The organism is Dehalococcoidia bacterium (assembly GCA_040902535.1).
Lineage (GTDB): Bacteria > Chloroflexota > Dehalococcoidia > DSTF01 > JACRBR01 > JBBDXD01.
Genome location: JBBDXD010000028.1, coordinates 110,269 through 136,370 on the forward strand (window position 1 = coordinate 110,269; position 26,102 = coordinate 136,370).

Genomic DNA, 26,102 nt, shown 5'->3' on the forward strand with positions numbered 1-26,102 from the left:
TTTCTGGCCACAGTCTACTACGATACGTAGTAGAGTCGCACCGGGGATTCCCTAGATTCGAGAACGGACGCGCCGAAACGCTCCGACGGCGCCTGAGAGGGGCTAGCTCAGCACGGCAAACACGGACGCACGCCGGTGGCCGCATGCGCCGTCGCGACCAGCACGCAGAGCAGCAACATCGAAAGGGTCGCGAACGCGAGCGCGTGGAGGGGGTTCGCGCTGCGGAGCAGAGCAGTCTCGGGCGTGACGCATCCCAGCAGGTGATCTATTCGGATGTCCGTCGCTGAAAGCGCTCCCACAGCGAGCGAAGCGAAGGCGCTCCGGTGCCCGGCACGTAGCATCCTCGCCAGTGCCGACGCCATCGGAAGCGCGTCACCCATCGCATCAACCGCTGCACGGTCTGCGCGCAGTTCCCTGCGGCAGAGGTAGGAATCGCGCAGCCCTGCGCTGAACGGCACGAAGGCGAGGGCTGTCGCAATCGCACGACTGACGAGGATCCGCAGCGGATCGCGCTCGTGCAGGTGCGCGGCCTCGTGACGCAGTACGGCTTCCAGTTCATCGGGGTCGAGTATGTCGAGCACTCCCCTGCTGATCATCAGACGAGGGCGCCGAAGGCCGTGGCAGAACGCGAACGGTTCATCCGCATCTACGAAGTCGATGCCGTCCATCAACCCGAGCTGCGACGCCAGCGCTCCGAGTTCGCCAGAGATCGTAAGCACTCGTCCGCTCTTGATGTCGGAGATCACGCGGCGAGTCCGGCGCTGCTGGAATGACGCGGACGCCGCCGCGAGCAAGGCGATGAGGGCTAGACTCCCAAACATCGCGGCGGCGACCATGTCCAAATGCGAGCGGACAGCGTCGCTGACCCGCATGCATGCAAGTGACAGCTCGGTGTATCCACGCATCATCGCGTGCGCCACCGAGGCCGACGAAACCACCGCCAAGGTCAATGCGGCGGGCGCCGCGGCGACGATCAGGACACGACGCCTCATTTAGATTGCCTCCGCCGCAAGAGTTCACCGAGCAGTCGCGCGCGTTCGGGGTCCACGTCCTGAAGCTCCGCCGCGAACTGCACGACGGCAACGTCGCCGAACTTCTCTAACAAGCCTCGCACCCGGCTTCGTGAGAGCTGGTCCTCGTACACCTGTCGTCCCACACGAGCCCAGTACAGGTAGGCCCGACCGCGGGCCTTGCGAGCGAGCATGCCTTTGTCCACAAGGCGCGACATGACGGTCATTACAGTTGTGTAGGCGGATTGAGTGTCCGATTCGAGCACATCAGCCACGTTCCGCACCGTGACGTCGCCTCGATCCCAGACCACAGCCATGATGCGAGCTTCCAGCGGCCCGAGATTCGCCACGCCACGGGCACCGGTTTGGCTTCGCTTCCCTGGCATACGGCCTCACTACTACACCGTGTCGGAGTCACGTCCGGCGTCTGATATCGCGGAGTGTACCGCAGGCTGGGAGGTTCATGAGCAGAGGTCAGAAGCGCGTGGATCGAACGCACAAAGGGCGGGCGGAGAAGCCTGCCATGGGGCGCTATGCGACATACAAGGAACCCCGGCGCATCACGTGGAGACCGTTGGCAGTCGCGGCGGGCGTTCTCAGCCTCGCGATTCTAATCGTCTATCTCATCGTCCAATCGGCATCCGGCGGGAGCGGTGGCGCTGCTGCGGACAAGACGGCCGAGCAGCATCAGTCGGACTCGATACGCGGGACGTTCGCCGAGGCACAAGGACGTGGCCACTTCTCCTACCGCTGTTCGCCAAGCCGCATGTCGGTGCCCTTCTGTCCGGGCGTCGACAGGTCGGGGGACGCCAGCGCGCGATGATGCGGAATTCGCAGCGACGCTGCTGACACGCGCTGGCAGGGACCATCTTGACGGGGCATGCGACGAGTCATAGCGTGCAGATCTCATGGGAATGCGATTCGGCGTATCGGTAGAAGCGCCGATCGCGTGGGACGAACTGCTCCAGGTCGCCCGCACGATCGATGCTGAATCGCGCTTCGCTTCGCTGTGGATCAGCGACGCGATGATGGGGAATGGCCCGCCTGACGACCCACGCCTCGACGCGTGGAGCGCGTTGGCGGCGATCGCGCAGGCAACATCGCGCGTGCGGCTCGGCGTGCTCGTCTCCGGCAACGCGTACCGCCATCCGGCGCTGCTCGCGAAGATGGCGACGACGATCGACCACATCTCGAACGGACGCCTGGAGCTGGGGATCGGCGCGGGGTGGCCGGGCGAAAACCGCCGCTACGGGATCGACTTCGGCACGCGGCGCGAGCGGGCGGAGCGGCTCGACGAGGCGGTGCAGGTGATCAGGGCTCTCTGGACGCAGGAACGGCCGGTGTTTCGCGGCGATCACTACAGCCTGGACGGTCCGCCGTACAGCCCGCAGAACATCCAGTGGCCGCACCCGCCGATCCTCATCGGCGGCGGCAGCGATGCGATGCTGCGGATCATCGCGAAGTATGCCGACGCGGCCAACCCGATGATTAACCTCGCCGAGGCGAACGAAAAGATCGACGCGTATTGCCGGGAGATCGGACGCGATCCGAAGGAGATCAGGCGCACGCTGGAGACGCACCTCTTCATGCACGACGACCCGGCCGTCGTGCGGCGCGCGTCGGAGATTGCGCGCGAGCAGTTCAACACCTCGGACGACGAGCTGGCGCGGCAGCTCTTCGGTTCCTTGGAGGAGGTGCGCAGCAGGGTGCGGCGGTCCGCCGAGGACGGCCTCGACGAGCTGATCGTGTTCCAGCTGCCGCGCGTGCACCTCAAGAGCCTCATGCGGTTCTCGGACGAAGTCATACCTTCGTTCGCGTGACGCCCGGTCGGGCTATAATCGCCGCTATGACTTCCGAACCGCAGCCCGTCGCGCGCACGCCGAAGAACGCGATCGTCGTGCTGCTCGACAGCATGAACCGGCACATGCTCGGCGCGTACGGCGGCCGCGAGTTCGCGACGCCGAACCTCGACCGGTTCGCCGCTCGCGCAGTGCGCTTCGAGAAGCATTACTCGGGTTCGCTGCCGTGCATGCCCGCGCGCCACGACATGCTGTGCGGCGCGCTCGACTTTCTCTGGAAGCCGTGGGGGTCGATCGAGATCTGGGAGCACGCGATCACGCATGACCTGCGCGCCGCGGGCGTGACGACGATGCTGATCTCGGACCACCCGCACCTGTTCTCGCCGCCGGCCTCGAACGGCTCGAGGGTGCCGGTGATCCGGCAACCGTTCGCGCAGGGCGACATGCTGCCGTTCTGGGCCTACGGTAACTTCAGCGGCAATCATCTCTACGATCTGCGCAACGACCCGACCGAAGACGAGAACCGCTGCGGCGAACGCGTCGAACGTGAGGCCGCGGGCAGACTTCGCCAGGCGCTGGTCGAGATCGAGGCGCCTTCGGACCAATTCGTGCGGCTGGGACTGGCGTAGGAGTATCACCATGGATCCGTTCGTTGCATCCGCACGCTACAACCTCAAGCAGTCGATCGAAGACTATCGCCGCTCGCTCGACGGGCTGGACGCGGATGCGCTGAACTGGCGTCCCGCCGGCGACGAGATCAATTCGATGGCGGTGCTCACGTTCCACGCCTGGAGCAGCACGCGATCGTGGCTGAGCATCGCTTTGGGCGCGCCGCTGGCGGAGCGCGACCGCGACGCCGAGTTCCTGACGTCGACGACCAACGCCGAGGAACTGCGCGAATGGTTCGAGGATATGGCGAAGCAGTGCGACGCACTGCTCTCGACGCGCGACGCGATTGACTGGGCGGCGATGCGCAAAACGCGCACGCGTCCCGGCCCCGGCGACCCGCAGGAAGTGCCGCCGGCGTTCGCGCTGCTGCACGGGATGGAGCATCTGCGCGAGCACGAGGGACAATTGTCGCTAACGCGCCAGTTGTGGGAGGCGGGGCGGTAGTTCGCTGGGTGCTGGTCGCTGGTCGCTGGTCGACAGGAAACGCTAGACAGCAGAGACGCCGAGGCGCAGAGTTTTCTTCATTCGAGCGCGGGCTTTCAGCCCGCGCGGCTTGCTTCGGCTGTTGGATGTGTAGCTGGAGGAGAACCGTTTGGCGCCCGGGGAGCCAGAAGCCCGCACCAGAACTGACAACTGAAAACTTACGACTTACAACTTCGTCCCTAGACGCCGTACAGCCGCCGGGCGTCGGCGCGGAGGTCGGCGCGGAAGTCGGGGTGCGCGATCGCGACCAGCTCATCGATGCGCTGACGCAGCGTGCGATGCTTCAGCCGCGCGACGCCGTACTCGGTGACGATGATATCGGCGTAGCCGCGCGGCACCGTGACGGCGCTGCCCTGCGGGAACATGGCCAGGATGCGCGAGCGCCGCTCACCATCGACGACTGCCGTTGACGGCAGCACGGTGACGGAGCGGCCGTTCTTCGCGTGCAACGCGCCGATGGCGAACGCGAAGGCGCCGCCGGTGCCGCTGTAGATCTCCGGGCCGATCGTCTCGCCGTTGATCTGTCCCGTGAGGTCGACCATGAGCGCGTTGTTGACGACGCACATGTTGTCGTGCGCGGCGATCACGGCGATGTCGTTCGTGTGGCTCATGCAGTACAGCTCGTAACGCTCGTCACCATCGACCTTGCGGAACCCGTCCTGCGAGAGCGGCCCGAATGACGCGCCGACGACCTTGCCCGGATGCCGCGTCTTGCGGGCGCCCGTCACGACGCCGGCATCGACCAGTTCCGGGATGCCGCCGAAGATCAGCTCCGAGTGCACGCCCAGGTCGCGGCGATGCGCCAGGAACGGCGCGAGCGCGGCGGAAACGGTGCCCGTGCCCATCTGCAGCGTGTCGCCGTCCTGCACGATATCGTTCGCGACGAGCGTGCAGATGACTTCCGTAATTGCGTTCTCCTCGTCGGTGCGCGGCGGCCGGCGCAGGTATTTCCACACGGGCGGCGCCTCGACGAGGTGCGCGAACCGCGAGATGTGCACGCGGTTGTCGCCGCCCGTGCGGATGAAGCGCTCGTTGACCTCGCCGATGACGGTCGTCGCTTCACGGCAGACCTCGGGCGCGCCCCAGACGCTCATGCCGAAGCTGCACCACCCTTCGTCGTCGGGCGGCGAGATGCTGACGAGGAACACGTCGGGCTTGCGGTCGAGCCAGTAGCTCTGATCCGAGCGCGTAGGCGGCGCGATCACGTAGTCGAGCAAGCCCTTGCGCATGGCGGGGCGGTCGCTCGCCTGCAGGAAGAACGACCGCACGGCGAAGTTGTTCGGCTCGTCGTCGTCCCACCAGGAGATGAACGTCGAGATGGAGTTCTCGATTTCGACGTTCTGCAGTTCGCTGGCGCGCGCGGCGAGCGCACGACACAGCGCGAGCGGCGTCTGGTAGTGCATGCCGATGACGACGCGATCGCCGTCGTGGACGGCGCGCACGGCGTCCTCGGGGGTGGTGAGCCTGTCGGCGTAGCGTTGGCGCCAGTCCATCGCGGGGGAGGGTAACGGCTGCGGGTGGGGGCTGGAAGCTGGAGTTTGGAGGCTGGAGGCTCGAGGCTGGACTGTCTCCCGCGCAGAGCGGTCGCTCCATTCTTCACAATCGCGCGCCTCTGCATTCGCACCCGTCGGCATCCGATCATGAGATCGAAAGGGCGGAGCCGCCGGCGGGGACGTAACCACTTCGCAAGGCTGTGCCGCTACAATCGATGACAGCGATGATCGAACAGCGGATCCAGGAGCTGAAAGCCGTCATCGCCGGCAACGATGGGCGGAACGCTGCCGACGTCCGCTTCGCGCGCGCCGTCGATGAACTCGTGCGCGCGGTCTACGACGACATCGGCGATGTGCGGTGCATCTCTTCTCGCGCGCTCTTCGACCTCTTCATCATCAAGGTGCTGTACGTCGGACGCGGGAGCCGCCACGCCGGCGTCATCGAGTACCTGGGCGCGATGCTCGACCGTTACCTGGCAACGCGCGAGCTGTTTCCGGTGGGCGCCGATGGCAAGATGCACCGGCTGTACTTCTCGGAGATTCTCGATGACGAGAGGCGCGCGCAATTCTTCCGCAGCCGCTACGAGGCGTACCGCGCCTACGCCGATAGCGCGCTCTTCCTTTCGGGCGTGTTCCCTTCGAGTTTGACGCGGCGGCGGCCGGGTCACCGCACGCTGTTGCGCCGTCGCGCCGCGCCGCTCGTCGATGGCAGCTACTACGTTTCGACGGGCAAGGCGATGTACCGGCTCGCGGCGAAGCAGGACGTCGCCGAAGACACGCACCAGCGCGACACGCTCACGCGGTTGGCCGAGCACTTCGAGTTGTACGTGGATGCGCTGAACGAAATGAGCGAGCGCTACATCATGGGCGTCGATACGAGCGTGGTCGCGGACCATCTGCTTGACAGCCTCAATTGCTACAAGGCGTCGCATGACAAGGCCGATATAGACGCGGCGCGGCGTTATGCCGTGATGCTGAACGCCAACGCAGCGCATCTTCCCGGCGATCGCACCGGCGGCCCCGGCTGAGGCCTGACATAGCGGGAGGAGAAGGATCAGACTCCCATGAACGATACCGCCGCCCCCATGCCCGCCAGTTACCCGATCGAGTACGACGTCGAACCGCAGCTTACCGACCGCAACCGGCTCACCGTGGGATTCCGCATCATCCTGGCGATCCCGCACCTTCTGCTCGTGGGCGGGCCGGGCTTCGCATTCGGCGGCGGCCTGGGGTTTGTCTGGTGGCGGGGTGATGGGGGCTGGGGGATGGGCCCGGAGATTTCAGGCTTCGGCGGCAACGGCGTCATTGGCCTCGCGGCCGGCGTGGCGGCGATCGTTGCGTGGTTCGCGATCCTGTTCACGCGCAGCCATCCGCGTGGCATCTGGGACTTCACGCACTACTTCATGCGCTGGCGGACGCGCGCGATCGCGTACTCGGCGTTGCTGCGCGATGAGTATCCGCCGTTCGGCGATGGCGACTATCCGGTGACGTATCGCGTCGAGTATCCGGCGGAGCCGCGGGACCTGTGGTCCGTCGGGTTGCGCCTGATTTACGCCATTCCGCACATCATCGTGCTGTTCTTCCTGAGCATCGCGTGGTTTGTCACGGCCGTCATCGCGTGGTTCGCGATCCTGTTCACCGGCGCCTACCCGGAGGGCCTGTACCGCTTCGCGGTAGGCTATCTTCGCTGGACGGTGCGCGTCGAAACGTACCTCTACCTGATGCGCGACGAATATCCGCCGTTCTCGTTCGACGCGTAGCCTCAGGCGCAACGGCCGACTCCACGCGCCGGTCATGCCGATCCATGATCCCGCTCAGTCGACGCCCTTCATGCCGGCGATACGCTGCGGGATCGGCGTGGATTGGGGGAGTCGGAGAGCCTGGACCCACGGCTCGAAGCGCAGCTCCCAGGGGGCCCGGCCGACTCCGGGCGGCGGAAAGTAGATTGTTTTGCCGCGAACGATCATCGCACCTCCGGAGGCTGGTAGAATTGACGTTCCGTCTCAGCACCGGGCGAGCCGGTCTTCTGCGACGCCGCGCCGACGAAGGTTACGGAAACGCAACGTCGAGCGGGCCATCGCGGATCAGATCCGTCTCCTGGAGCGTTACGATCATAGGCCAGTCCCGCAAAGGAGTTCGTCTCTCCATGGCTAAGTTCACCGCCTCGGCGCAGCCGTCGGCGGAGGAGCTGGTGCGGCAGCTATCGCTGCTTCGCAGCGTCGCCGATTCGGTTCCCGTGCTCGTCGCTTATGTCGATAGCGATCATCGCTACCGCTACGCTAACCGCGCATACCAGACGTGGTTCGGCCTCGACGTCGCGACGCTTCCCGGTCAGCACTTCCGCGAAGTCGACGGCGAGGACGCGTACGCGATCGCGCGGCCGTACATGGAGCGGGCGTGCGGCGGCGAGTTTCTGACGTACTCCGCGAGCATGCCTTACGTCCACGGGCCTCGCCGCGATGTCGAAGTTACGTACATCCCGGACGGCGGCGCCGAACCGAGGAGCGGGTTCTTCGCGATCGTCTCGGACATGTCAGAGCAGAGGGTGGCGGAACGCGCCGGGCGCGATGAGATCTTGCGCCTGATCCGCATTGTCGAGGCGGCGCCTGCCATGTCGTATACCATCGGGCCGAACGGGGAGGTCGAGTACGCCACGTCGGCCTGGGAGCGTTTCTTCGGCATGAAGGTCGAAGATTCGCGCGACTGGCGCAGCGCGGGATTGATCCATCCCGACGATCTCGAAGCCTTCGTGGACTCGTGGACACGGTCATTCGGTTCAGGTGAGCCGTTCGAGATGGAGTTCCGCGGACGTCGCCACGACGGTGAGTACCGGTGGCTGTTATCGCGCGGCGTCGCCATCCGCGATCCGTCCGGCGCCATCGAGCGGTGGGTTGCCGTCAACGTCGACATTCACGACCGCAAGCAGCTTGAAGATGAGCGGGAGCGCGTCGCCGCCGACCTGCGCGCGGCCAACGCGAGCAAGGACGAGTTCCTGGGGCTTGTCTCGCACGAACTGAAGACGCCGATCACGACGATCCTCGGCAACGCGCAGATCCTGCGCACGAAGGGCTTTCGCCTCGACGAAGAGTCGCGCAACAACGCGCTGCAGGACATCGAATCGGAGTCGCAGCGGCTGCACGCCATTATCGACAACCTGCTGGTGCTCGCGCGGCTCGACCGCGGTCAAGAACTGGCGGTAGAGCCGGTGTTCGTGCGCCGCGTGCTGCGGGAAACGATCGACGAATTCGCGCACAAGAGCGGCCGCCGGATCACGCTCGACGCGCCGGACGGCTACGCCTTCGTGCTGGCCGACCCGGTGTACATTCGCCAGGTCATCGAGAATCTGCTGAGCAACGCTGACAAGTACAGTCCGCAAGGTCAGCCGATCGAAGTCGTCGCACGGCGCGACGGGGATGATCTGCGCGTGCTCGTGATCGACCGCGGACACGGCTTTGCGCCGGAAGAAGCGAAGAAGCTCTTCCAGCCGTTTTACCGCTCTACGCGGACGTCGCGCGACGTTTCCGGCGTCGGCATCGGCCTCGCCGTATGCCAGCGGATCATCGAAGCGTTGGGCGGTGAAATGTGGGCGGCCATGGCGCCGGGCGGCGGCGCGCAGATCGGCTTCAGCTTGCCGCTCTCCGATGAAGATGCGGGCGCGGAGTAGGCTGCCGCAGCAAACAACAAAGCGTAAGGGGCTCGTCGAGCCCCCTACGTTGTTTGTCGTGGTTAGCTGGCCGCTTCGCTACGCGGCGCCGTGGCACTTCTTGTATTTCTTGCCGCTGCCGCAGGGACACTGCTCGTTGCGGCCCACCTTCTGCGCGGACACGACGGTCTGACCGTTGCCGCCCTCGCCGGGCTGATTGGTGCGCAGGTTACGCGGCGGCGCCTTCACGCCCGCCGCCGCCGCGATCGCGCGGCCCGCGCGGTCATCGGTCATGACCGGGGCGGCCTGGCTGGCGCCGTTCGCTTCGGTGACGCCCGGCTGCTGCGCGACGGACAGCGGGGGCGGCGTCGGGCGCGCCGGCTGCTGCTGCTTGATCTCGACGTGGTAGATGGAGCGCGCAATGCGATTGCGGATGTTGCCGAGCAACTGGCCCCACATGTCGTGCGCTTCGCGCTTGTACGCGACGAGCGGATCCTGCTGCCCGTACGCAGACAGGCCGATGCCCTGGCGCATCTCGTCGGTTGCGGTCAGGTGCTCGACCCAGAGCGAGTCGATGGAGCGCAGCATGACGAGCCGCTCCAGCTGCCGCATCACGTTCTCGCCGAACTCTTCTTCGCGGTCGTCGTAGGCGTCGTCGGCGAACTGCAGGATCGCCTGCAGGAGCGCTTCCGGATCCATCTGCTCAATGGCCTCCGGCGTGAACTCGTCGGAGAGCTTCACGGTTGCGTTGATTTCCGCCAGTAACGCATCGATGTCCCAGTCGGCGGGATCGTCCGTCGGGACATTTGCGTTGACGATAGCCGTCAGCTCTTCGCGCACCATCTCCATGACGTTCGACTTGAGGTCAGCCCCCTCGAGGATCTTGTTGCGCTCGGTGTAGATCACATCGCGCTGCGTGTTCATGACGTCGTCGTACTCGACGACGTGCTTGCGGATGTCGAAGTTGTGGCCTTCGACCTTGGTCTGGGCTGTTTCGATCGCCTTGCTGACCCAGCCGCTTTCGATGGGCATGTCTTCTTCCATGCCGAGCCGCGCCATCATGTTCGGCAACCACTCCGGCGCGAAGCGGCGCATGATGTCGTCCTCGAACGAGACGTAAAAGCGCGACGTGCCCGGGTCGCCCTGGCGTCCGGAACGGCCACGGAGCTGGTTGTCGATGCGTCGCGATTCGTGCCGCTCGGTGCCGATGATCATCAGGCCGCCGGCCTCGACGACGCGGTCGTGCTCGTGCTGCCAGTCGCCGTCTTCGCGCCCTTCCGGCTTGCCGCCGAGGACGATGTCCGTGCCACGGCCCGCCATGTTCGTCGCGATCGTAACGCCGCGGTACTTCCCGGCCTGCGCGACGATGCCGGCTTCCTTCTCGTGCAGTTTGGCGTTCAGAACCTGGTGCTCGATGCCGCGGCGCTTCAGCAAGTCGGACAGGTACTCCGACTTCTCGATCGACACGGTGCCGACGAGGACGGGGCGGCCTTCCTGCTGCAGTTCTTCGATCTCCTCGGCAACGGCTTCGAACTTCGCGCGCTCGGAGCGGTAGACGAGGTCGTTGAAGTCTTCCCGGACCATCGGCCGGTGCGTCGGGATGGTGACGACCTCGAGCTTGTAAATCTTGAAGAACTCTTCGGCCTCGGTCGCGGCGGTACCCGTCATGCCGGCGAGCTTGTGGTAGAGGCGGAAGTAGTTCTGCAGCGTGATCGTGGCGTAGGTGATGGACTCGTTCTGGATCCGCACGCCTTCCTTTGCCTCGACGGCCTGGTGGAGACCATCGGACCAGCGGCGGCCGAACATGAGACGGCCGGTAAAGTCATCGACGATGACGACTTCGCCGTCTTTCACCACGTAGTCGACATCGCGCTGGTAGAGGACCTGCGCCTTGAGCGCCGCCTCCATGTAGCGCGTGAGCCGGTAGTTCTCCGGCGCGTAGATGTTCTGCACGCCGAGCAGCTTCTCAATCTTCTCGATGCCTTCCTCGGTGAGCAAGACGGCGCGCGCCTTAAGGTCGATGGTGTAGTCCTCGTCGACTGCGAGCCGCGGCGCCAGGCGCGCAAACGTCTGGTAGCGCGCCGCGCTGTCTTCCGCGGGCCCGCTGATGATCAGCGGCGTGCGCGCTTCGTCGATGAGGATGTTGTCGACTTCGTCGACGATCGCATAGTGACGCTCGCGCTGGACCGTGGCATCGAGGGAGACGGCCATGTTGTCCCGCAGGTAGTCGAAGCCGAACTCGTGATTGGTGCCGTACGTGATATCGGCCTGGTAGGCCTCGCGACGCTGGATCGGCGCCAGGTGCTCCATGTTCTCCGTGTCGCTCTGCTTCTCGCTCATGTAGCGGTACGCGGAGTCATGCTGCAGCACGCCGACGCTGAGCCCGAGCATGTCGTAGACCGGGCCGTACCACTGTGCGTCACGCTTGGCGAGATAGTCGTTCACGGTCACCAGGTGGGCGCCGCGGCCTTCGAGCGCGTTGAGGTAGAGCGGAAGGGTGGCCGTGAGCGTCTTGCCTTCACCCGTTTTCAGCTCGCCGATCTTGCCCTGGTGCAGGACAATGGCGCCGATGAGCTGCACATCGTAGGGACGCTGGCCGACGGCCCGCCGCGCGACCTCGCGCACGACGGCGAAGGCCTCCGGGAGCAGGTCGTCGAGCGTCTCGCCGTCCGCGAGCCGGGCGCGAAACTCGCCCGTGCGGGCCCTGAGCGCCTCGTCCGAGAGCGCCTCGGTCTCCGGCTCGAGCGCGTTGATCTGGTCGACCAGGGGGAGGTACTTGCGGACCTCACGGTCGTTATCGCCGAAAATCTTAGTGAGAAGCTTCATGAGTGTCCTGCGCGCGTCCGCGCGCGAATTGCGTGTGTCGGGACAGTGTACCGAACGCAGGAGCGAAGCTGCGTCGGCGGCGGCCATTACGGAAGTGAGACGAATGCCCTATCTTGGCCGTCCTCGATGAATACGCCGCACAGGCAGGGAATGTGGCCGTTCGGCCCCGCCCGACCTCGAAGATCCGTCCCAGATCCGCGGTCGCGCGGCCGAACATAGGATTGGGGTTAGATGGGAAGCCGGGCCAGGGAGCCCTTCGTCCCGCGTGGTCGAAGACATGGTGAAGGCCGGGGTTACCCGGCCTTCACGGCGTCTATTCAGTTCCATTGGCCTCGCGGGCAGTCTCGGCGCTCCACGCTGGTCTCACTGACCAGCTCACGCGGCGACCGCACCCTGAAGACCCACGACGAGCCCTACGCGTGCGCCATCTCTGGCGTGATAGCCGCGACGGGGATCATGCCATCTAGCACGCGTTCGAGGGCCATGGTGTGCGCACAGGCGCCCCAACCGGCAAAGAAGTCACACGAGCACTTCCAGGCCTCGCCATCGAGTCCGACGCTGTGGTTCTCGTTTTCACCTCGGAACTCGACTTGCAGGCTATTGACGTGCATCCTGTCACGCTCCTGCGCGTAGCGCTTGGCCTTATTGACCTTGCCGATCAGTCCAGAGTTCATGGGGCGGTTTCCTTTCCCTCTGATGCGGGGTGGACCAGTAGACACAAAAGCACCGTGTGCGTGATCACACGGTGCAACTGCTGCTGCGTGCATGGGGCGCGGGCCGGGAACAGTCCAAGGCGGCGGCCTCCTTCGACCCTTCTACCATAGTACTCGGTCGAAAAGCCTGTCAACTGTTCCGCGTGAAGGAGACGAAAGTTCTGCGGGTGCGGGCAGCGGCCTCAACTCATGCGTAGCTGTGCGATGGCCCGTACGACATCGGAAGCGCGATACGGGCTCGCCACCACCGCATCGGCGTATGGTGGCGAGGATGGCTCGTCCGGCGCCAGAAGATCGATGACGCGCGCCCCGATCGCATGCGCGTACCCGGCGATGGTCTCGCGCTCGGCGATGGGGATCTGGGCATTGATCACGAAGATGACGGCATCGACGCAGTTCGGCGCGTCTTCCGGGGTGACCGTATCCACCAGCAGGCCTTCTTCCTCGAGTGCCCAGCGGAGGAGTTTCTGCAGGGGGCGTTCATTTTCCACCACGACGACGGGCGGCATAGACGATCCCTTCCCTGGCTCCCCTCAGAGGCTCCCGTAGTCAGCGAGAAGCGGCGCCACGCCCAACGCTACGGTACGCCCTGTGCGGCAAGCTGTATACCCACTCGGACATAAAGATGATACACCCACAACATACCGATTAGTAGGGCGAGAATCTGCGGGCGGCTTACGTCCTCTCAGTTTGATAGATTCCGCACTTCCCCTTCGACGACGATCGTCTCTCGCATGCCCAGCTCGTAGTGGTCGGCCGTCTCCCCCTGCACTTCCTCGACGATGCTGCAGAACACTTCGTAGCGGCCCGGTTCCAGCGTCAGCCGTAGCTCTTCATCCTCGCCGGAGCGGAGAACGGCGCTGCGACCGGCGAGTTCGCGGCCGCCGTCGTCGCGGATACGCATGACGACCAGGTCGTGCGTCTCGCCGGGCTCGTCGTTCCCGGCAACGTGGCGTTCTTCTTCGTGCTCGGCGAAGAACGTGACGTCGCCGGCGGGAAGGTTCGAGCGGGAGACGTCGACATCGAAGTTGGAGAGCGTGACGCGCGTCTCGTTGGCGGCGAGGGAGGGGTCGGCATCGAACCAGCCGCGGCTGATGCCGGTGAACACGGCGAGCGGCACGAACAGGATCGCCGCAGCGAGCACCATCGCGACCGCCGGGCCGCCGATCGCCGACCACGAGGACCCGGCGCGAGACGGCTCGTAGACGTTCCCGCTCTCGCGCGCGATCTTCCGCGCCTTGCTGCGCAGCCGCAGGCTGTTCGTCATGACCGAGACCGAACTGAACGCCATCGCCGCGCCCGCGATGATCGGATTGAGCAGGCCCGCCGCCGCGATGGGGATCGCGAGGACGTTGTAGCCGAAGGCCCACACCAGGTTCTGCTTGATCGTCGTCAGCGTATTGCGGCTGAGCGCGATCGCCTCAGCGACCTTGCTGATGTCGCCGTTGAGCAGCGTGATGTCACCCGCCTCGATCGCGACGTCGGTGCCGGTGCTCATCGCGATGCCGATATCGGCCTGCGCCAGCGCCGGTGCGTCGTTGACGCCGTCACCGGCCATGGCGACGCGGAGGCCCTGCGCTTGCAGCTCGCGCACGAGTTGAAGCTTGTCTTCGGGGCGCGCCTGGGCGCGCACCTCGCGGATGCCGACGCTTTGCGCCACCGTCGCCGCGGCGCGTTCGTTATCGCCGGTCATCATGATCACGCGCAGACCGAGCGCGTGAAGCGCATCGACGGCGCGGCCGGCGTTCTTCTTCACCTCGTCAGCAATGCCGATCACGCCGGCGCCGCTGCCATCGACCGCGGCGAAGATCACGGTGCGGCCCATCTCTTCGAGGCGTGCGGACTCCGCGAGGGCATCGTTGTCGAGCGCGATGCCCTGTTCTTCGAGCAGTCGCCGGTTGCCGGCGATTACGCGCTTGCCGTCGACCGTCGCCGCGACGCCGCGCGCCGTCAACGACTCGAAGTCCGTCGCGGCGGGCAGGTCGTAGCCGGCATCGACCGCCGCATCGACGATGGCGCGGCTCAGCGGGTGGTCGCTGCCGCGCTCGGCCGCCGCGACGATGGTGAGCAGCGCCTGTTCGGACATGACGCCGGTCGGGATCGCCTCTGTCACCTGCGGACGGCCTTCGGTCAGCGTGCCCGTCTTGTCCAGCACCACGACATTGAGGCCGCGCACGCGCTCCAGCACCTCGGCGTTTTTGATGAGGATGCCACGCTCCGCGCCGATGCCCGTGCCCACCATGATCGCCGTCGGCGTCGCGAGCCCGAGCGCGCAGGGGCAGGCGATGACGAGCACGGCGACGGCTGCGCGCATCGCGAAGATCCACTGGCTGTCGGACCAGGCGTGCTCGGGTTCCGTCAGCATGCCCCAGCCGAGAAACGAGCCGGCGGCGATGACGATGACGATAGGGACGAAGATCGCGGCGACCTGGTCGACCAATCGCTGGATCGGCGCCTTGGAGCCCTGCGCTTCTTCCACCATGCGCGCCATCTGCGCGAGCGTAGTGCCCTCGCCGACGGCCGTGGCCTCGACGTAGATGACGCCGCCCTGGTTAATCGTGCTGCCGATGACGCGGTCGCCGGTGCGCTTTTCGACGGGGATCGACTCGCCGGTGATCATCGCTTCGTCGATGGCGCTGTGTCCTTCGCGGACGATGCCGTCGACCGCCACCTTTTCGCCGGGGCGCACGACGAACACGTCGCCGACGCGCACGTCATCGATCGTTACTTCGACTTCGGCGCCGTCACGGAGCACGCGCGCCGACTTCGCCGAGAGACCAAGCAGCTTGCCGATGGCGTCGGATGCGGCGCGCTTCGAACGCTCTTCGAAGTACTTGCCGAGCGTGATGAATACGAGCACCGCAGCCGAGACATCGAGGAACATCACGTACGGCTGTTCCGTGATGACGACCCAGGCGCTGTAGCCGTATGCGACGCTCGTGCCGAGCGCGATCAGGACATCCATGTTTGGATTGAGGTGGCGCAACGACGCGAAGCTGCTCTTGTAGTAGCGCCAGCCGAGCCCGAGTTGAATCGGCGTCGCGAGCGCGAGGACGATCCAGCCGTGCAGGTTCGGGTCGTCGTTGATGTAGATGTTCGCGATGTCCATCGCCATCGACAGGATGACGACGGGGATCGCCAGCGCGGCGCCGAACAGCACCTCGAAGAGCGTCGTGCGCGCGTGGTGCGCGCGCTCGTCGGCGTGCTCAGAAGCCGGGGCGGCCTGGTAGCCGGCTTTCTCGACCGCCGCCATCAGGTGCTCGACGTGGACGTCGGGACCGGCGACGACATGCGCCTTCTCCGACGCGAAGTTCACGTTCGCCGACTCGACGCCCTCGACCTTGCCGAGCGCGCGTTCGACGCGGCGCACGCAGGAGGCGCACGTCATACCGGAGATGTCTAATGTCGTGTTGATCTGCTGTGTGGCCATGATGCTGTGTCCTCTAGCGCTGCGATCTGTTGTCTGTTGTTTGTTGTTTGTCGTTTGTCGTTCGCGTAGGGGCGCACCGCTATGCGCCCCTACCTGAGCCCCTGTCTGTGCGTCTGCGCGTTACGCGCGGACCGCCGCCTCGTAGCCTTCTTCTTCGATGGCGTCGACGATCTTGCTCTCGTCGAACTCGCCCTCGACCTTCGCGGAGTTCGATGCGAGTTCCACGATCACCTGCGTGACGCCCGGCACGCCCTGAACCGCCTGCGTCACGTGGTGCACGCAGTTGTCGCAGGTCATGCCCTTCACGTCGAACAGTAGTGTCTTGCTCATGGTTGTGATTGCCTCCAGTCAAAAACGCTGTGTGCCTGCGTCGCTATCGTTCCGGTCCCGCTTCCCGCTTCTCGCCTCACGCGTCTATTTCCCCGCCAGCTCGTAGAGCTCGCCCAACTCCCCGAGCACCTGCTCGTCGCGGCCTTCGCGAATGCCTTCGACGACGCACGTGCGCAGGTGACCGTCGAGCATCATGCCCTCCATCTTTTCGATGGCGCGGCGGACGGCGTAGGTCTGCTTGAGCACGTCGACGCAGTACTTGTCCGCTTCGATCATGCGGCGGATGCCGGCCAGGTGGCCGTCGATGAAGTTGAGGCGCTTGAGGACGTCGGTCTTGGTCTCGTCTCGCATCGCTCTCTCCCAGACCCCATGGGTAGGGGTATAGACCCACGATAGCGCTTCCGACGCGGGCTGTCAACCCCCTGGCGGGGGGTACGCCCGGTCGATGTCCAGCTCGGAGGTCGAAGGGGTCAGACCGCGCATACAATGTCCAGCCTGGGAGGACGTCATTTGCCTGCGGAATACGTTTGGGACGCGCTGACGCCGGTGCAGGCGCGCGAACTCTTTCGCGCGTTCACCCGTCCGTGGTGGGTGGCCGGCGGCTGGGCGCTCGACCTTCACCTGGGCCGCGAGACGCGACGGCACGAGGACATTGACCTGGCGATGCTGCGTGGCGACGAGATCGCGCTCGCCGAGATGCTGCCCGGCTGGGACATCTGCATCGCGGAGGCGGGAGCGCTAATCCCGTGGCACGGTGAGCGGCCGCTCGACATGCCGTACCACCAGTTCTGGGTGCGCCGCGAACGCGACGGCCCGTGGAGGTTCGAAGTGCTGCTCGAAGACCACGACGGCGCCGGCGCATGGCGTTGTCGGCGGGACCATCGCGTGACGCTGCCAATCAAGCGCGTCGGGCGAGTGTCGTCTGACGGCATCCCGTACGTGGCGCCGGAGATCGCGCTGCTGTACAAGGCGAAGGGCCACGAGATCGCGAAGAACGCGGCGGACTTCACGTCGACACTGCCGTCGCTCGACGAAGGCGCGCGGCGGTGGTTGCGTGATGCGCTGGATGTGGCGCACGCGGAGCATCCGTGGTTGAAGGTGTTGTAGAAGCGGCGAAGTGTTGACGTGAGCCAAGCAACGCGCTGAGGTGCGCTTCGCGCACAACCCGCGCGGGCTGAAAGCCCGCGCTCGTGTGGGAGGCAGAGGCGACTGACGGCCGATGACCGATCGTGTAGAATCAGGCACCATGACTGGCACGCAAGCGCAGGCTGTAGTAGTAGTACCGGCGCGAGGGGTTCGCTGACCGGTCGCAGGCGCGCGCGCATCGACAGGAACAAGGCCCCGGCAGAAAGCGCGGGGCTTTCTCATTGCCTCCAGCCAACGGTCCGACGACGGAGATCCACATGACGCAGCAAGCAGAACGAGAGATGGCCAAGGCCTACGACCCGCAGGCCACGGAGGCACGCGTCTACGAGTTCTGGGACAAGCGTGGCTACTTCAAGCCACGCGTCAATCCCGGCCGCAAGCCGTTCTCGATCATCATGCCGCCACCGAACGTCACCGGCGAGTTGCACCTCGGGCACGCGCTGACGGACACCGTCGAAGACATCCTCGTCCGCTGGCACCGCATGCTCGGCGACCCGACGCTCTGGCTGCCGGGCGTCGACCACGCGGGCATCGCGACGCAGACGGCCGTCGAACGCGACATGGCAAAGGAAGGGCTCAGCCGCCACGACCTGGGCCGCGAAGCATTCGGGCAGCGCATCTGGCAGTGGGTCGAGCGCTACCGGCCGATCATCACGAACCAGCACCGGCGCCTCGGCGCCTCGGCCGACTGGTCGCACGAGACGTTCACGCTGGACGACCGCCCCCAGCGCGCCGTGCGCACAACCTTCAAGAAGATGTTCGACGAGGTGCTGATCTACCGCGGCGAGCGACTGATCAACTGGTGCCCGCGCTGCCAGTCCGCGCTCAGCGACCTGGAGGTCGAGCACGAAGAGGTGCAGGGCAACCTCTGGTACATCCGCTACCCGATCGTCAACGGCACGGACGCCGGCGGCAAGCCGCGCGAGACCGGCGCGCATCTCGTCGTAGCGACGACGCGGCCGGAGACGTACGTCGGCGACACGGCGGTCGCCGTGAACCCGAAAGATGAGCGCTACGCGAAGCACATCGGCTGGTCCGTGATGCTGCCGGTGCTGCAACGCGTCATCCCGATCATCGGCGATGACGCCGTCGAGATGGAGTTCGGCACGGGCGCGGTGAAAGTGACGCCGGGGCACGATCCGACGGACAACGAGATCGGCCAGCGCCACGGTCTGCCGATCATCAACGCCATGAACCTCGACGCGACGATGAACGAAAACGCCGGCCCGTACGCGGACATGGACCGCTATGACGCGCGCACGACGATCGTCCGCGACCTGCAGGAACTCGGCTACCTGGAGAAGACCGAGCCGCACACCATGCAGATCTCGACGTGCTACCGCTGCCACACGGTCATCGAACCGCTGATGAGCTGGCAGTGGTTCGTGAACATGAAGCCGCTCGCCGCGCCCGGTATCGATGTCGTGCGCGAGGGTCGCGTCACGTTCGTGCCGGAGCGCTTCGGACGCATCTACCTGAACTGGATGGAGAACATCCGCGACTGGTGCATCTCACGCCAGCTGTGGTGGGGGCACCGCATCCCCGTCTGGTACAGCGCTGACGAGGACGGCGACAAGATCATCGTCACGTACCGCGATCCTGGCGCGCCGAAAGACGCGGCGCCGCGCGTCGCGACGTACAACGAACTGCGCGCCGAAGGCCTGTCGCACGAAGCAATCGAGCGGCACAGCACGTGGAGCGCGCTCGGCGCCACGCCGATTGTCTCCGTCGAGACACCGGACCGCTCGCCCACCGGTGGCGGCCATCTGCTGCAAGAGTCCGACGTGCTCGACACGTGGTTCTCGAGCGGGTTGTGGCCGTTCTCCACGCTCGGCTGGCCGGAAGAGACCGACGACCTGAAGTACTGGTACCCGACGAGCGTCATGGAGACGGGGTACGACATCATCTTCCTCTGGGTCGCCCGCATGATCATGCTCGGCCTCTACAACATGGGCGAGGTGCCGTTCAGCCACGTGTATCTGCACGGCACCGTGCGCAACGAGCAGGGCCAGCGCATGAGCAAGTCGCTCGGCACGGGCGTCGACCCGCTGGATGTCGTCGAGGAGTACGGCGCCGACGCGCTGCGCTACACGTTGATCACGTCGAGCGGGCCCGGCAACGACCTGAAGCTCTCGATGCAGCGCGTCGAGGGGAGCCGCAACTTCGCGAACAAGCTCTGGAACGCAGCGCGCTTCGTGCTGTCGATGGTCGGCGACGAGAAGGTGCGCGTGCTCGAAACGATGCCGGGGCCAGACGCGCCGCTCGAAGACCGCTGGATCGTCTCCCGCGTCGAAGGGCTCGCGCGCCGCGTCGACGAGCAGCTCCAGAAGTTCGAGATGGGCGAGGCGGCACGGCAAGTCTATGACTTTGTCTGGGGCGAGTTTGCCGACTGGTACATCGAGATGGCGAAAGTGCGCGCGCGCTCCGGCGATGCTGCGTCGCCGTCGCCGTTGCCGGTACTGGCGTACGTGCTGGACCGCTCGCTGCGGCTTCTGCATCCCTTCATGCCGTTCGTGACGGAAGAGATCTGGCAGAGCCTCGCGTCGCGGGTCGATGGGATCGACGAAGAGGCGCTAATCGTCGCGGCGTATCCCCGCGGCGATGGCGGTTACCACGATGACGCGGCGGAACGCGAGATGAGCACGCTGATCGACGTCGTGCGGGCGCTGCGCAACATCCGCGCCGAAAGGAAGGTCGAGCCCGGAAAGTTCATCGAAGCGTACGCCGTCGCCGATGGCGCTCGCAGCGTGCTCGAGACGGGCGCGCCATATATCGAGACGCTGGCGCGCGTGCGGCCGCTGCACGTCGTCGCGAGCGCCGACGAAGCGCCGCGCGAACAAGTTGCGACGGCGGTGCTGGAGGGCGTGACCGCCGTCGTGCCGCTCGCCGGCCTCTTCGACGTCGAAGCGGAGCGCGCGCGCCTGCAGAAGCTGATCGCCGATGCGGAAGCAGACGCCGGGCGCATCGAGACGAAGTTGTCCAACGAGCAGTTCCGGGCGAAGGCGCCCGCGAAGATCATCGCGACGGAGGAAGAGCGGCTGGCGGCGGTGCGGCAGCGGCTGGATGGTCTGAGGGCGAGCCAGGCGGAACTCTAGTTTTTCTTGTGATTGTGCAGCGTCCATGAGTGAGGCTAGGATTCGCGCGCAGCGCGGCGAAATGCCGGCCTATATCGCCGCTCCGGCTGGTGACGGGCCGTGGCCGGGCATCGTCGTCATCCATGACGCCGCAGGCGTGAGTCGCGATCTTCACGAGCAGGCGGACTGGCTCGCCTCTGAAGGTTTTCTCGCCGTGGCGCCGGACCTGTTCTACTGGGGAGGACGATGGCGCTGTCTCTTCGCCGCGATCCGTGATCCCGCTGGCCCCCTACCTGACCTGGACGCCACGCGGACCTGGCTTACTGAACGCAGCGATTGCACCGGCCGCACGGGTGTGATCGGCTTCTGCTTCGGCGGCGGATTGGCGCTGATGCTCGCGCCTGATCACGGCTTCGACGTCGCGAGCGTTAATTACGGTGGACTCACTCAGGAGTCCCGTCGTGCGCTGCCGCGCGCTTGCCCTATCGTTGCCAGCTACGGCGCGAGGGACCGCTGGCCCGGTGTACGGAACGTGCCCGACGTTCTGGAGCCGGTTTTGACGGCCGCCGGCGTCGACCATGACATCAAGGTCTACCCCGACGCCGGGCATGGCTTTCTCAACGACCACCGTCCCAACGAGCTTTCGTTCGTCGACAGGATGGCCGCGAAGCTATCAGCAGCCAGCTATCACGAGCCATCCGCGCACGACGCGCGCCGTCGGATCCTGGCCTTTTTCCGCAGGCAGCTGGCCGATCCGGCCATCTAAGCAGGTCACCTGGACGGGATCAGTATTTTTTGCCCGGTGTCGGTGACCGGACGAGCGATCCGTCTGATGGAACAATTCTGCGAAGACAAAGCGTCGAATAGGGTGAGAACCTGGTGGTTTCGGCACGATAGCGGCCGATCGCGAGGCGGCCGACACAAATTCGCGAGCCAAACGCTATTTACAAACTACGTGCGTTCCGTCTAGATTTAGAAGTAGGGCAACACCCTGACTTTCGCAGCCCTCGCAAGATTCTCCCCTCTCTTGCGTCGCTAAACAGCCGATTATCTCGTCAGGCGGACAGCGCAGGATGCGCTCGCGCTGCTTTACGCTCATTGAGGTGCAATGGGAAAGAACAACCGCAATCGCCGTCGCGGTCCCGGCAAGGGGCCTGCGCAGCAGCAGCCGGCTTCGGCCAACGGGGCTGACCGCTACCAGAAGTACCTGCCGGCCTGGATGAAGGACAACGCGTCCGGACAGCAGCCGGCACGTCCGCAGCGCCCGCGCCGGGCGCGGCCGGCACGCCCCGCTGGCGGGTACACGCCGGGCAAGGCTGCCGTCCACGAATCGCGCTTCGAGACCTGATTTCTGCCAGCCGTTCTTGCTTCGATCTTGAGCCGCGACGGTCGGGTCGTCCTACGCGTCGCAGCGGCAATCACACCATCCTTGCTTGATGTTCGCCGGCTCGATCTAGAGAGCCGTCTCGACGCGGCCGACGGCACCAATCAGGGCGTGCGCAGCAGATCGCTAGCGGCTTCGATGCGGCGCAGGATCTCCCACGCCTCGTCCCACTCGGCGATCCGCGGTTGATACTGATCGTGGATGCGCACCGGGATGTAGCGATAGCCGCTGATGGCGTCGTTCGTGAAGGTGACTTCGAGCATGGCGCCCTGCTGCGTCTCGCGCGACCAGTCCTGGTCGAAGACGAAGTTGCCCAGCGCGTACGCAACGAACGTCTCGCCGATCTGCTCGTGCGCCTGCACCCAGTGCGAATGATTGCCGACGACGAGATCAGCGCCGGCGGCAGCCGCGGCCTGCGCGAATGCGCGTTGACGCGCCGTCGGCTCGGCGACGTACTCGACGCCCCAGTGCGGCAGCACGATCACGACATCGGCGAAGTTGCGCGCGGCCGCGACGTCCTGCGCGATCGTCGCGGCGTCCATCGGCGCCGATCCCGCGCTGCTCTCCGTCGCGTGGTAGTACGACGCGATGTCGTCGTACGCGAGAAACGCGAACCAGATGCCGTTGCGTTCGACGACGGCCGGCGCTCGCGCATCTCGCAGATTGCCGCCACTGCCGACGGGCATGATGCCGACGCTCCTCAACAGCCAGAGCGTCTCGAACATCGCCTGGTCGCCGCACGAAACAGCGCCACAGTCCTTGATGTGGTTCGCGGCGTGCGAGATGACATCGAAGCCGCCGTAGGTGAGCATGTCGACCGCCGCCGCGGGCGCAGCGAGGTTGAACGTCGGCGTGCAACCGATGGGCCGCGCGACGGTGGAGATCGTGCTATCCAGCGTGCCGATCGTGAGGTCCGCTGACGCTAACTGGTCATGGACGGCGAACACCGCGGCCCGGTGCCCGACCTCTTCGAGCCGAGCGTTGGTGCAGCGAGCAGGGATGATGTCGCCGGTGAAGACCAGCGTCGTGACGGCGGGACCGGGCGTCGGCTCGTCGATTGGCGTGGGATCGATGCGGATGTCCGGCGGGGCGCCGACCGTCGCCTCCGCTTCGACGGTGGTGCCCGGCGGGTCGTCGTCGCAGCCGGCGAATGCGATCGCCGACACTGCCATGGCGAGCACGGCAGCGGCGAGCATGCACCACCGGAACGATCGAGAGGACTTCACGCGCGCCGGCTACACGCCGGCGTAACTGTGCAGGCCCGACACCCAGAGATTCACGGCGAAGTACGTGAACATGACGGCAGCGTACCCGAGGATCAGGACGTACGCCGAGCGCTTGCCGCGCCAGCCGCGCAGGCCGCGCCCGTGGAGGTAGCCGGCGTAGATCAACCACGTCACCAGCGCCGACGTTTCCTTGGGGTCCCAACCCCAGTACCGGCCCCACGCGTCATTCGCCCACCAGGCGCCGAGCGCGATGCCAAGCGCGAGCATCGGGAAGCCGATCAGCACCGACTTGTAGGCGATCTCCTCGAGGCGCGCGCCTGAGGGCAGTCGCGCGAAACGACGCTTGCCATCCTGCACAAGGTAGAGCACCGCCGCGCCGAACGAGATGGAAAGCGCGCTGTACGAGGCCATCATCATGCCGACGTGGATGCCCAGGATGCGGTTCGCCTGCAACGCCGGGATCAGCGGCGTCACCTCGGCGGGGAAGAAGACCAGCGAAATCGTGAACAACCCGACGATGCCTGGAAACAGCACGGCGCCGAGCGCGCGTTGACCGTACCAGCGTTCGAAGATCACGTAGACGACGGTGCTGCCCCACCCGAGCGCGATCGTGTACTCGTACATGTTCGCGTACGGCGGATGCTCGACGGCGATCCAGCGCGTGACGAGCGACGCGGTCAACGTCGCGAGCGTCAGCCAGGAGGCGCCCGTCGCGAACGGCGCCAGCCACGACGGAGGCTCGCTCTCGCTCGCGACGGTCATCGGCGTGCCGGCGGTGGTCTCCGCCGCGCGGTAGCTGACGCGAGGCCACAGCGGGATCGCCACGTACGCCGCCGATCCGGCTAGCGAGAGGACGTAGGAAGCGACGAAGAGGTCAAACGCCAGCGACTCCACCACACCTCCTCACCGCACGCGTGCCTTCGATACCTTCTTTGCGGCCGCCGGCTGCGCATCGGCCGGCGCAGGCGTGCCGGGAGCGCCGGGCGGCCTGCGAAACTCCATGCGCTTGAAGCTCTCGGCAAACTCGAAACCGGTCTGCTTGCGCCGGTCTTTGTTGCGCTTCGCCGCCGCGCGCCAGCCTTTCAGCATCTCTTCGCGGTCGCGCGCCTCGATCTGGCTCTTGTGGCACAAGATCGCGTCGACCTTTTTTTCGAGATACGGGCCGATGTCGACATGGCAGTCAGCGTCCTGTGAGCCAGCAAGCAATAGCTCAGCCGTGCGCCACGGGCCGATGCCCGCGCGCGTCAGCTCGCCGTAGTAGTGCGGATCGTGCGCCGCCGGGTAGAGCGCATCGCGCACGGCCCGGCCGATCGCGCGGTGGTCGGTGTGGTTGAAGCCGGCGCGAAAGCCATCCCACGTCACGACGACGTCGGGCTTCAGTTGACGGATCAGCTTGACGACCATGCCGCGCAGTTCGGGCCCCTCTTCGAGCCAGCCGTCGGGCATGCCCCAGAACACGACGCGATGCAATCCCAACACGTCGGCGGCGGCGCGCTGCTCGGCTTCGCGCATGGCCGCGAGTTCTTGCGGGCGGAGATTGGCGTCGCGCGTGCCCTTATCGCCGCTGGTCGCGACGGCGAGCGTCACTTCCCAGCCCATGGCGCACATCTTCGCCACGGTGCCGCCAGCGAGGAACTCCGCGTCATCGGGGTGCGCGGTGATGATCAGCGCGCGCGAGTACGTCGCCCATTTTTCTTCGACGGTCGGCTCGCGCTCGCCGTTCTTCGCGCGTCGCGCCGTCGAAGCGGCCTTCTTCGCTACTCGTGTAACCACGCGCTGATCCTAGCGGATCGATGGTTTTCGGTCGTCGGTCGTCGGTCGTCGGTTGGCCTCGCGGGTCTCACCTCGCCGTTCGGCCGATATGCTGGTCGTCGTGAAGCCAGAGCAACATATCAGCAGCGCTATCGCCGTCGGGCTGATCGTGGCGGAAGACGGCCGCATCCTGCTGCAGCATCGCGACGACAAGCCGGGGCTGGTGGGGGCTGGCCAGTGGGGCTTCTTCGGCGGCCATGTCGAGGCGAGCGAGCGGCCGACGCAGGCGTTCCTCCGCGAGATCGAGGAGGAACTGGCGTGGCGCCCGCGCCATATCGAGCTGTTCACGACGCGCGAGATCGAGCATCACGGCGGCGCCACGACGTCGTACGCGTACGGCGCGCACCTCGACGTGCCGTTCGAGTCGCTGGTCCTCGGCGAGGGACAGGGGATGGCGCTCTTCGACCCGAGCGCGCTGCCGCCCGAAACGATGCCGGGGATCGGCGAGGTGGTCGCGCAGTTCGCCGCGTCGCGCACGTATCGCCGCCTGAAACGCCGCTACGACGTGCTGACCGCGACGGCGCTCCTCGTCGGCGCGGATGGCCGTTTTCTGCTGCAGCATCGCGATGACAAGCCGGAGATCGCGAACCCCGGCAAGTGGGGCTCCTTCGGCGGCGAGATCGAACCGGGCGAGACGCCGGACGAAGGCTTCCTGCGCGAGATGGAGGAGGAGCTGGCGTGGGCGCCGTCGCGGTATGAGCTTTATGCTGCCGTCGACTTTCCGGCGCGCGGTTCGCCGCAACTGATCTACATCTACACCGCGCTGGTCGACGTGCCGATTGAAGCCCTGGTGCTGGGGGAGGGTCAGGGGATGGCGTACTTCTCGCCCGATGCGCTGCCGCAGACGATCGTGACGGAGCTGCGCCTGCTCATCGAGAGTTTTACCGCGGGCGATCATTACGCCGCCATGCTGGCGCGCACGCCGAACTCGTGATGCCGGGCGCGCACACGATACGCCTGGCTCCGCACCATCATCCCTGACGACCGAAGACCGACGACTGGCGACCAACGCACGCGCTGTAAATCTCGCCGCCGATCTCGCATAATGAAAGACTGCGTCTGCA

At 65.9% G+C, this 26,102-nt stretch carries 24 protein-coding genes; 12 read left to right on the plus strand and 12 right to left on the minus strand.

Translation table 11 applies throughout. The features are described 5' to 3' along the window. Positions 1–107: 107 nt before the first annotated feature. On the minus strand, positions 108–719 hold the full coding sequence (locus WEB52_15690; protein ID MEX2227876.1) for a M56 family metallopeptidase: 612 nt from the start codon (positions 717–719) through the stop codon (positions 108–110). 13 nt (positions 720–732) lie between these two features. Between WEB52_15690 and WEB52_15695 the strand changes: the two genes are divergently transcribed. Continuing rightward, complete coding sequence (locus WEB52_15695) at positions 733–996, plus strand: hypothetical protein (GenBank protein MEX2227877.1); 264 nt, start codon at positions 733–735, stop codon at positions 994–996. Here the strand turns inward: WEB52_15695 and WEB52_15700 are convergent. Beyond that, the gene (locus tag WEB52_15700; GenBank protein MEX2227878.1) at positions 989–1,360 is read right to left on the minus strand and encodes a BlaI/MecI/CopY family transcriptional regulator; all 372 of its coding nucleotides are present in this window, start codon (positions 1,358–1,360) and stop codon (positions 989–991) included. The genes WEB52_15695 and WEB52_15700 overlap by 8 nt on opposite strands. 558 nt (positions 1,361–1,918) lie before the next feature. On the opposite strand from WEB52_15700, the gene WEB52_15705 reads away from it, so the two are divergent. Genes WEB52_15705 through WEB52_15715 form a run of 3 tightly spaced genes read left to right on the plus strand, consistent with a single transcriptional unit; the run spans position 1,919 to position 3,922 of the window. Next, the gene (locus WEB52_15705; protein MEX2227879.1) at positions 1,919–2,830 is read left to right on the plus strand and encodes an LLM class flavin-dependent oxidoreductase; all 912 of its coding nucleotides are present in this window, start codon (positions 1,919–1,921) and stop codon (positions 2,828–2,830) included. Between the two features lie 26 nt (positions 2,831–2,856). Next, a complete protein-coding gene (locus WEB52_15710) occupies positions 2,857–3,438 on the plus strand; it encodes a sulfatase-like hydrolase/transferase (GenBank protein ID MEX2227880.1) in 582 nt (193 codons plus the stop codon). A gap of 10 nt (positions 3,439–3,448) precedes the next feature. Beyond that, the gene (locus WEB52_15715; GenBank protein MEX2227881.1) at positions 3,449–3,922 is read left to right on the plus strand and encodes a DinB family protein; all 474 of its coding nucleotides are present in this window, start codon (positions 3,449–3,451) and stop codon (positions 3,920–3,922) included. Positions 3,923–4,140: 218 nt separating this feature from the next. On the opposite strand, the gene WEB52_15720 is transcribed toward WEB52_15715, so the two are convergent. After that, positions 4,141–5,454 carry an acetyl-CoA hydrolase/transferase C-terminal domain-containing protein gene (locus WEB52_15720; protein ID MEX2227882.1) on the minus strand — a complete coding sequence of 438 codons (1,314 nt, stop codon included), beginning with the start codon at positions 5,452–5,454 and terminating at the stop codon, positions 4,141–4,143. A gap of 224 nt (positions 5,455–5,678) precedes the next feature. Between WEB52_15720 and WEB52_15725 the strand changes: the two genes are divergently transcribed. From WEB52_15725 to WEB52_15735, 3 genes are all read left to right on the plus strand, one after another. Further along, positions 5,679–6,482 carry a hypothetical protein gene (locus WEB52_15725; protein ID MEX2227883.1) on the plus strand — a complete coding sequence of 268 codons (804 nt, stop codon included), beginning with the start codon at positions 5,679–5,681 and terminating at the stop codon, positions 6,480–6,482. Positions 6,483–6,518: 36 nt separating this feature from the next. Next, entirely contained in the window at positions 6,519–7,214 is a 696-nt protein-coding gene (locus WEB52_15730; GenBank protein ID MEX2227884.1) for a DUF4389 domain-containing protein, read from the plus strand. A 386-nt stretch (positions 7,215–7,600) separates the two neighbouring features. After that, the gene (locus WEB52_15735; protein MEX2227885.1) at positions 7,601–9,118 is read left to right on the plus strand and encodes an ATP-binding protein; all 1,518 of its coding nucleotides are present in this window, start codon (positions 7,601–7,603) and stop codon (positions 9,116–9,118) included. Between the two features lie 78 nt (positions 9,119–9,196). Here the strand turns inward: WEB52_15735 and secA are convergent, their stop codons facing one another. From secA to WEB52_15765, 6 genes are all read right to left on the minus strand, one after another. Further along, entirely contained in the window at positions 9,197–11,923 is a 2,727-nt protein-coding gene (secA, locus tag WEB52_15740) for a preprotein translocase subunit SecA (GenBank protein ID MEX2227886.1), read from the minus strand. Between the two features lie 413 nt (positions 11,924–12,336). Further along, positions 12,337–12,597: a hypothetical protein gene (locus WEB52_15745; GenBank protein MEX2227887.1), complete on the minus strand. Its 261-nt coding sequence runs from the start codon at positions 12,595–12,597 to the stop codon at positions 12,337–12,339. A 221-nt stretch (positions 12,598–12,818) separates the two neighbouring features. Next, a complete protein-coding gene (locus WEB52_15750) occupies positions 12,819–13,145 on the minus strand; it encodes a hypothetical protein (GenBank protein ID MEX2227888.1) in 327 nt (108 codons plus the stop codon). A 176-nt stretch (positions 13,146–13,321) separates the two neighbouring features. After that, entirely contained in the window at positions 13,322–16,066 is a 2,745-nt protein-coding gene (locus WEB52_15755; GenBank protein MEX2227889.1) for a heavy metal translocating P-type ATPase, read from the minus strand. A 120-nt stretch (positions 16,067–16,186) separates the two neighbouring features. Next, a complete protein-coding gene (locus WEB52_15760) occupies positions 16,187–16,396 on the minus strand; it encodes a heavy metal-associated domain-containing protein (protein ID MEX2227890.1) in 210 nt (69 codons plus the stop codon). 84 nt (positions 16,397–16,480) lie between these two features. Then, positions 16,481–16,747 (minus strand): metal-sensitive transcriptional regulator, encoded by a 267-nt coding sequence (locus WEB52_15765; protein MEX2227891.1) that lies wholly within the window; start codon positions 16,745–16,747, stop codon positions 16,481–16,483. A 159-nt stretch (positions 16,748–16,906) separates the two neighbouring features. On the opposite strand from WEB52_15765, the gene WEB52_15770 reads away from it, so the two are divergent. From WEB52_15770 to WEB52_15785, 4 genes are all read left to right on the plus strand, one after another. Beyond that, entirely contained in the window at positions 16,907–17,503 is a 597-nt protein-coding gene (locus WEB52_15770; protein ID MEX2227892.1) for an amino acid transporter, read from the plus strand. A gap of 296 nt (positions 17,504–17,799) precedes the next feature. After that, complete coding sequence (locus WEB52_15775) at positions 17,800–20,637, plus strand: valine--tRNA ligase (protein MEX2227893.1); 2,838 nt, start codon at positions 17,800–17,802, stop codon at positions 20,635–20,637. A 25-nt stretch (positions 20,638–20,662) separates the two neighbouring features. Continuing rightward, positions 20,663–21,382 carry a dienelactone hydrolase family protein gene (locus WEB52_15780; protein ID MEX2227894.1) on the plus strand — a complete coding sequence of 240 codons (720 nt, stop codon included), beginning with the start codon at positions 20,663–20,665 and terminating at the stop codon, positions 21,380–21,382. 342 nt (positions 21,383–21,724) lie between these two features. Continuing rightward, positions 21,725–21,964 (plus strand): hypothetical protein, encoded by a 240-nt coding sequence (locus tag WEB52_15785; GenBank protein ID MEX2227895.1) that lies wholly within the window; start codon positions 21,725–21,727, stop codon positions 21,962–21,964. Between the two features lie 140 nt (positions 21,965–22,104). Here WEB52_15785 and WEB52_15790 read toward each other — a convergent pair whose 3' ends face one another. Genes WEB52_15790 through WEB52_15800 form a run of 3 tightly spaced genes read right to left on the minus strand, consistent with a single transcriptional unit; the run spans position 22,105 to position 24,999 of the window. Beyond that, positions 22,105–23,226 (minus strand): CapA family protein, encoded by a 1,122-nt coding sequence (locus WEB52_15790; protein MEX2227896.1) that lies wholly within the window; start codon positions 23,224–23,226, stop codon positions 22,105–22,107. 9 nt (positions 23,227–23,235) lie between these two features. Beyond that, on the minus strand, positions 23,236–24,120 hold the full coding sequence (gene ccsB, locus WEB52_15795; GenBank protein MEX2227897.1) for a c-type cytochrome biogenesis protein CcsB: 885 nt from the start codon (positions 24,118–24,120) through the stop codon (positions 23,236–23,238). A 9-nt stretch (positions 24,121–24,129) separates the two neighbouring features. Next, positions 24,130–24,999 carry a PIG-L family deacetylase gene (locus WEB52_15800; protein MEX2227898.1) on the minus strand — a complete coding sequence of 290 codons (870 nt, stop codon included), beginning with the start codon at positions 24,997–24,999 and terminating at the stop codon, positions 24,130–24,132. 100 nt (positions 25,000–25,099) lie between these two features. On the opposite strand from WEB52_15800, the gene WEB52_15805 reads away from it, so the two are divergent. Beyond that, positions 25,100–25,972, plus strand: a complete 873-nt coding sequence (locus tag WEB52_15805) for an NUDIX domain-containing protein (protein ID MEX2227899.1) — start codon at positions 25,100–25,102, stop codon at positions 25,970–25,972. The last annotated feature ends 130 nt before the right edge of the window (positions 25,973–26,102 follow it).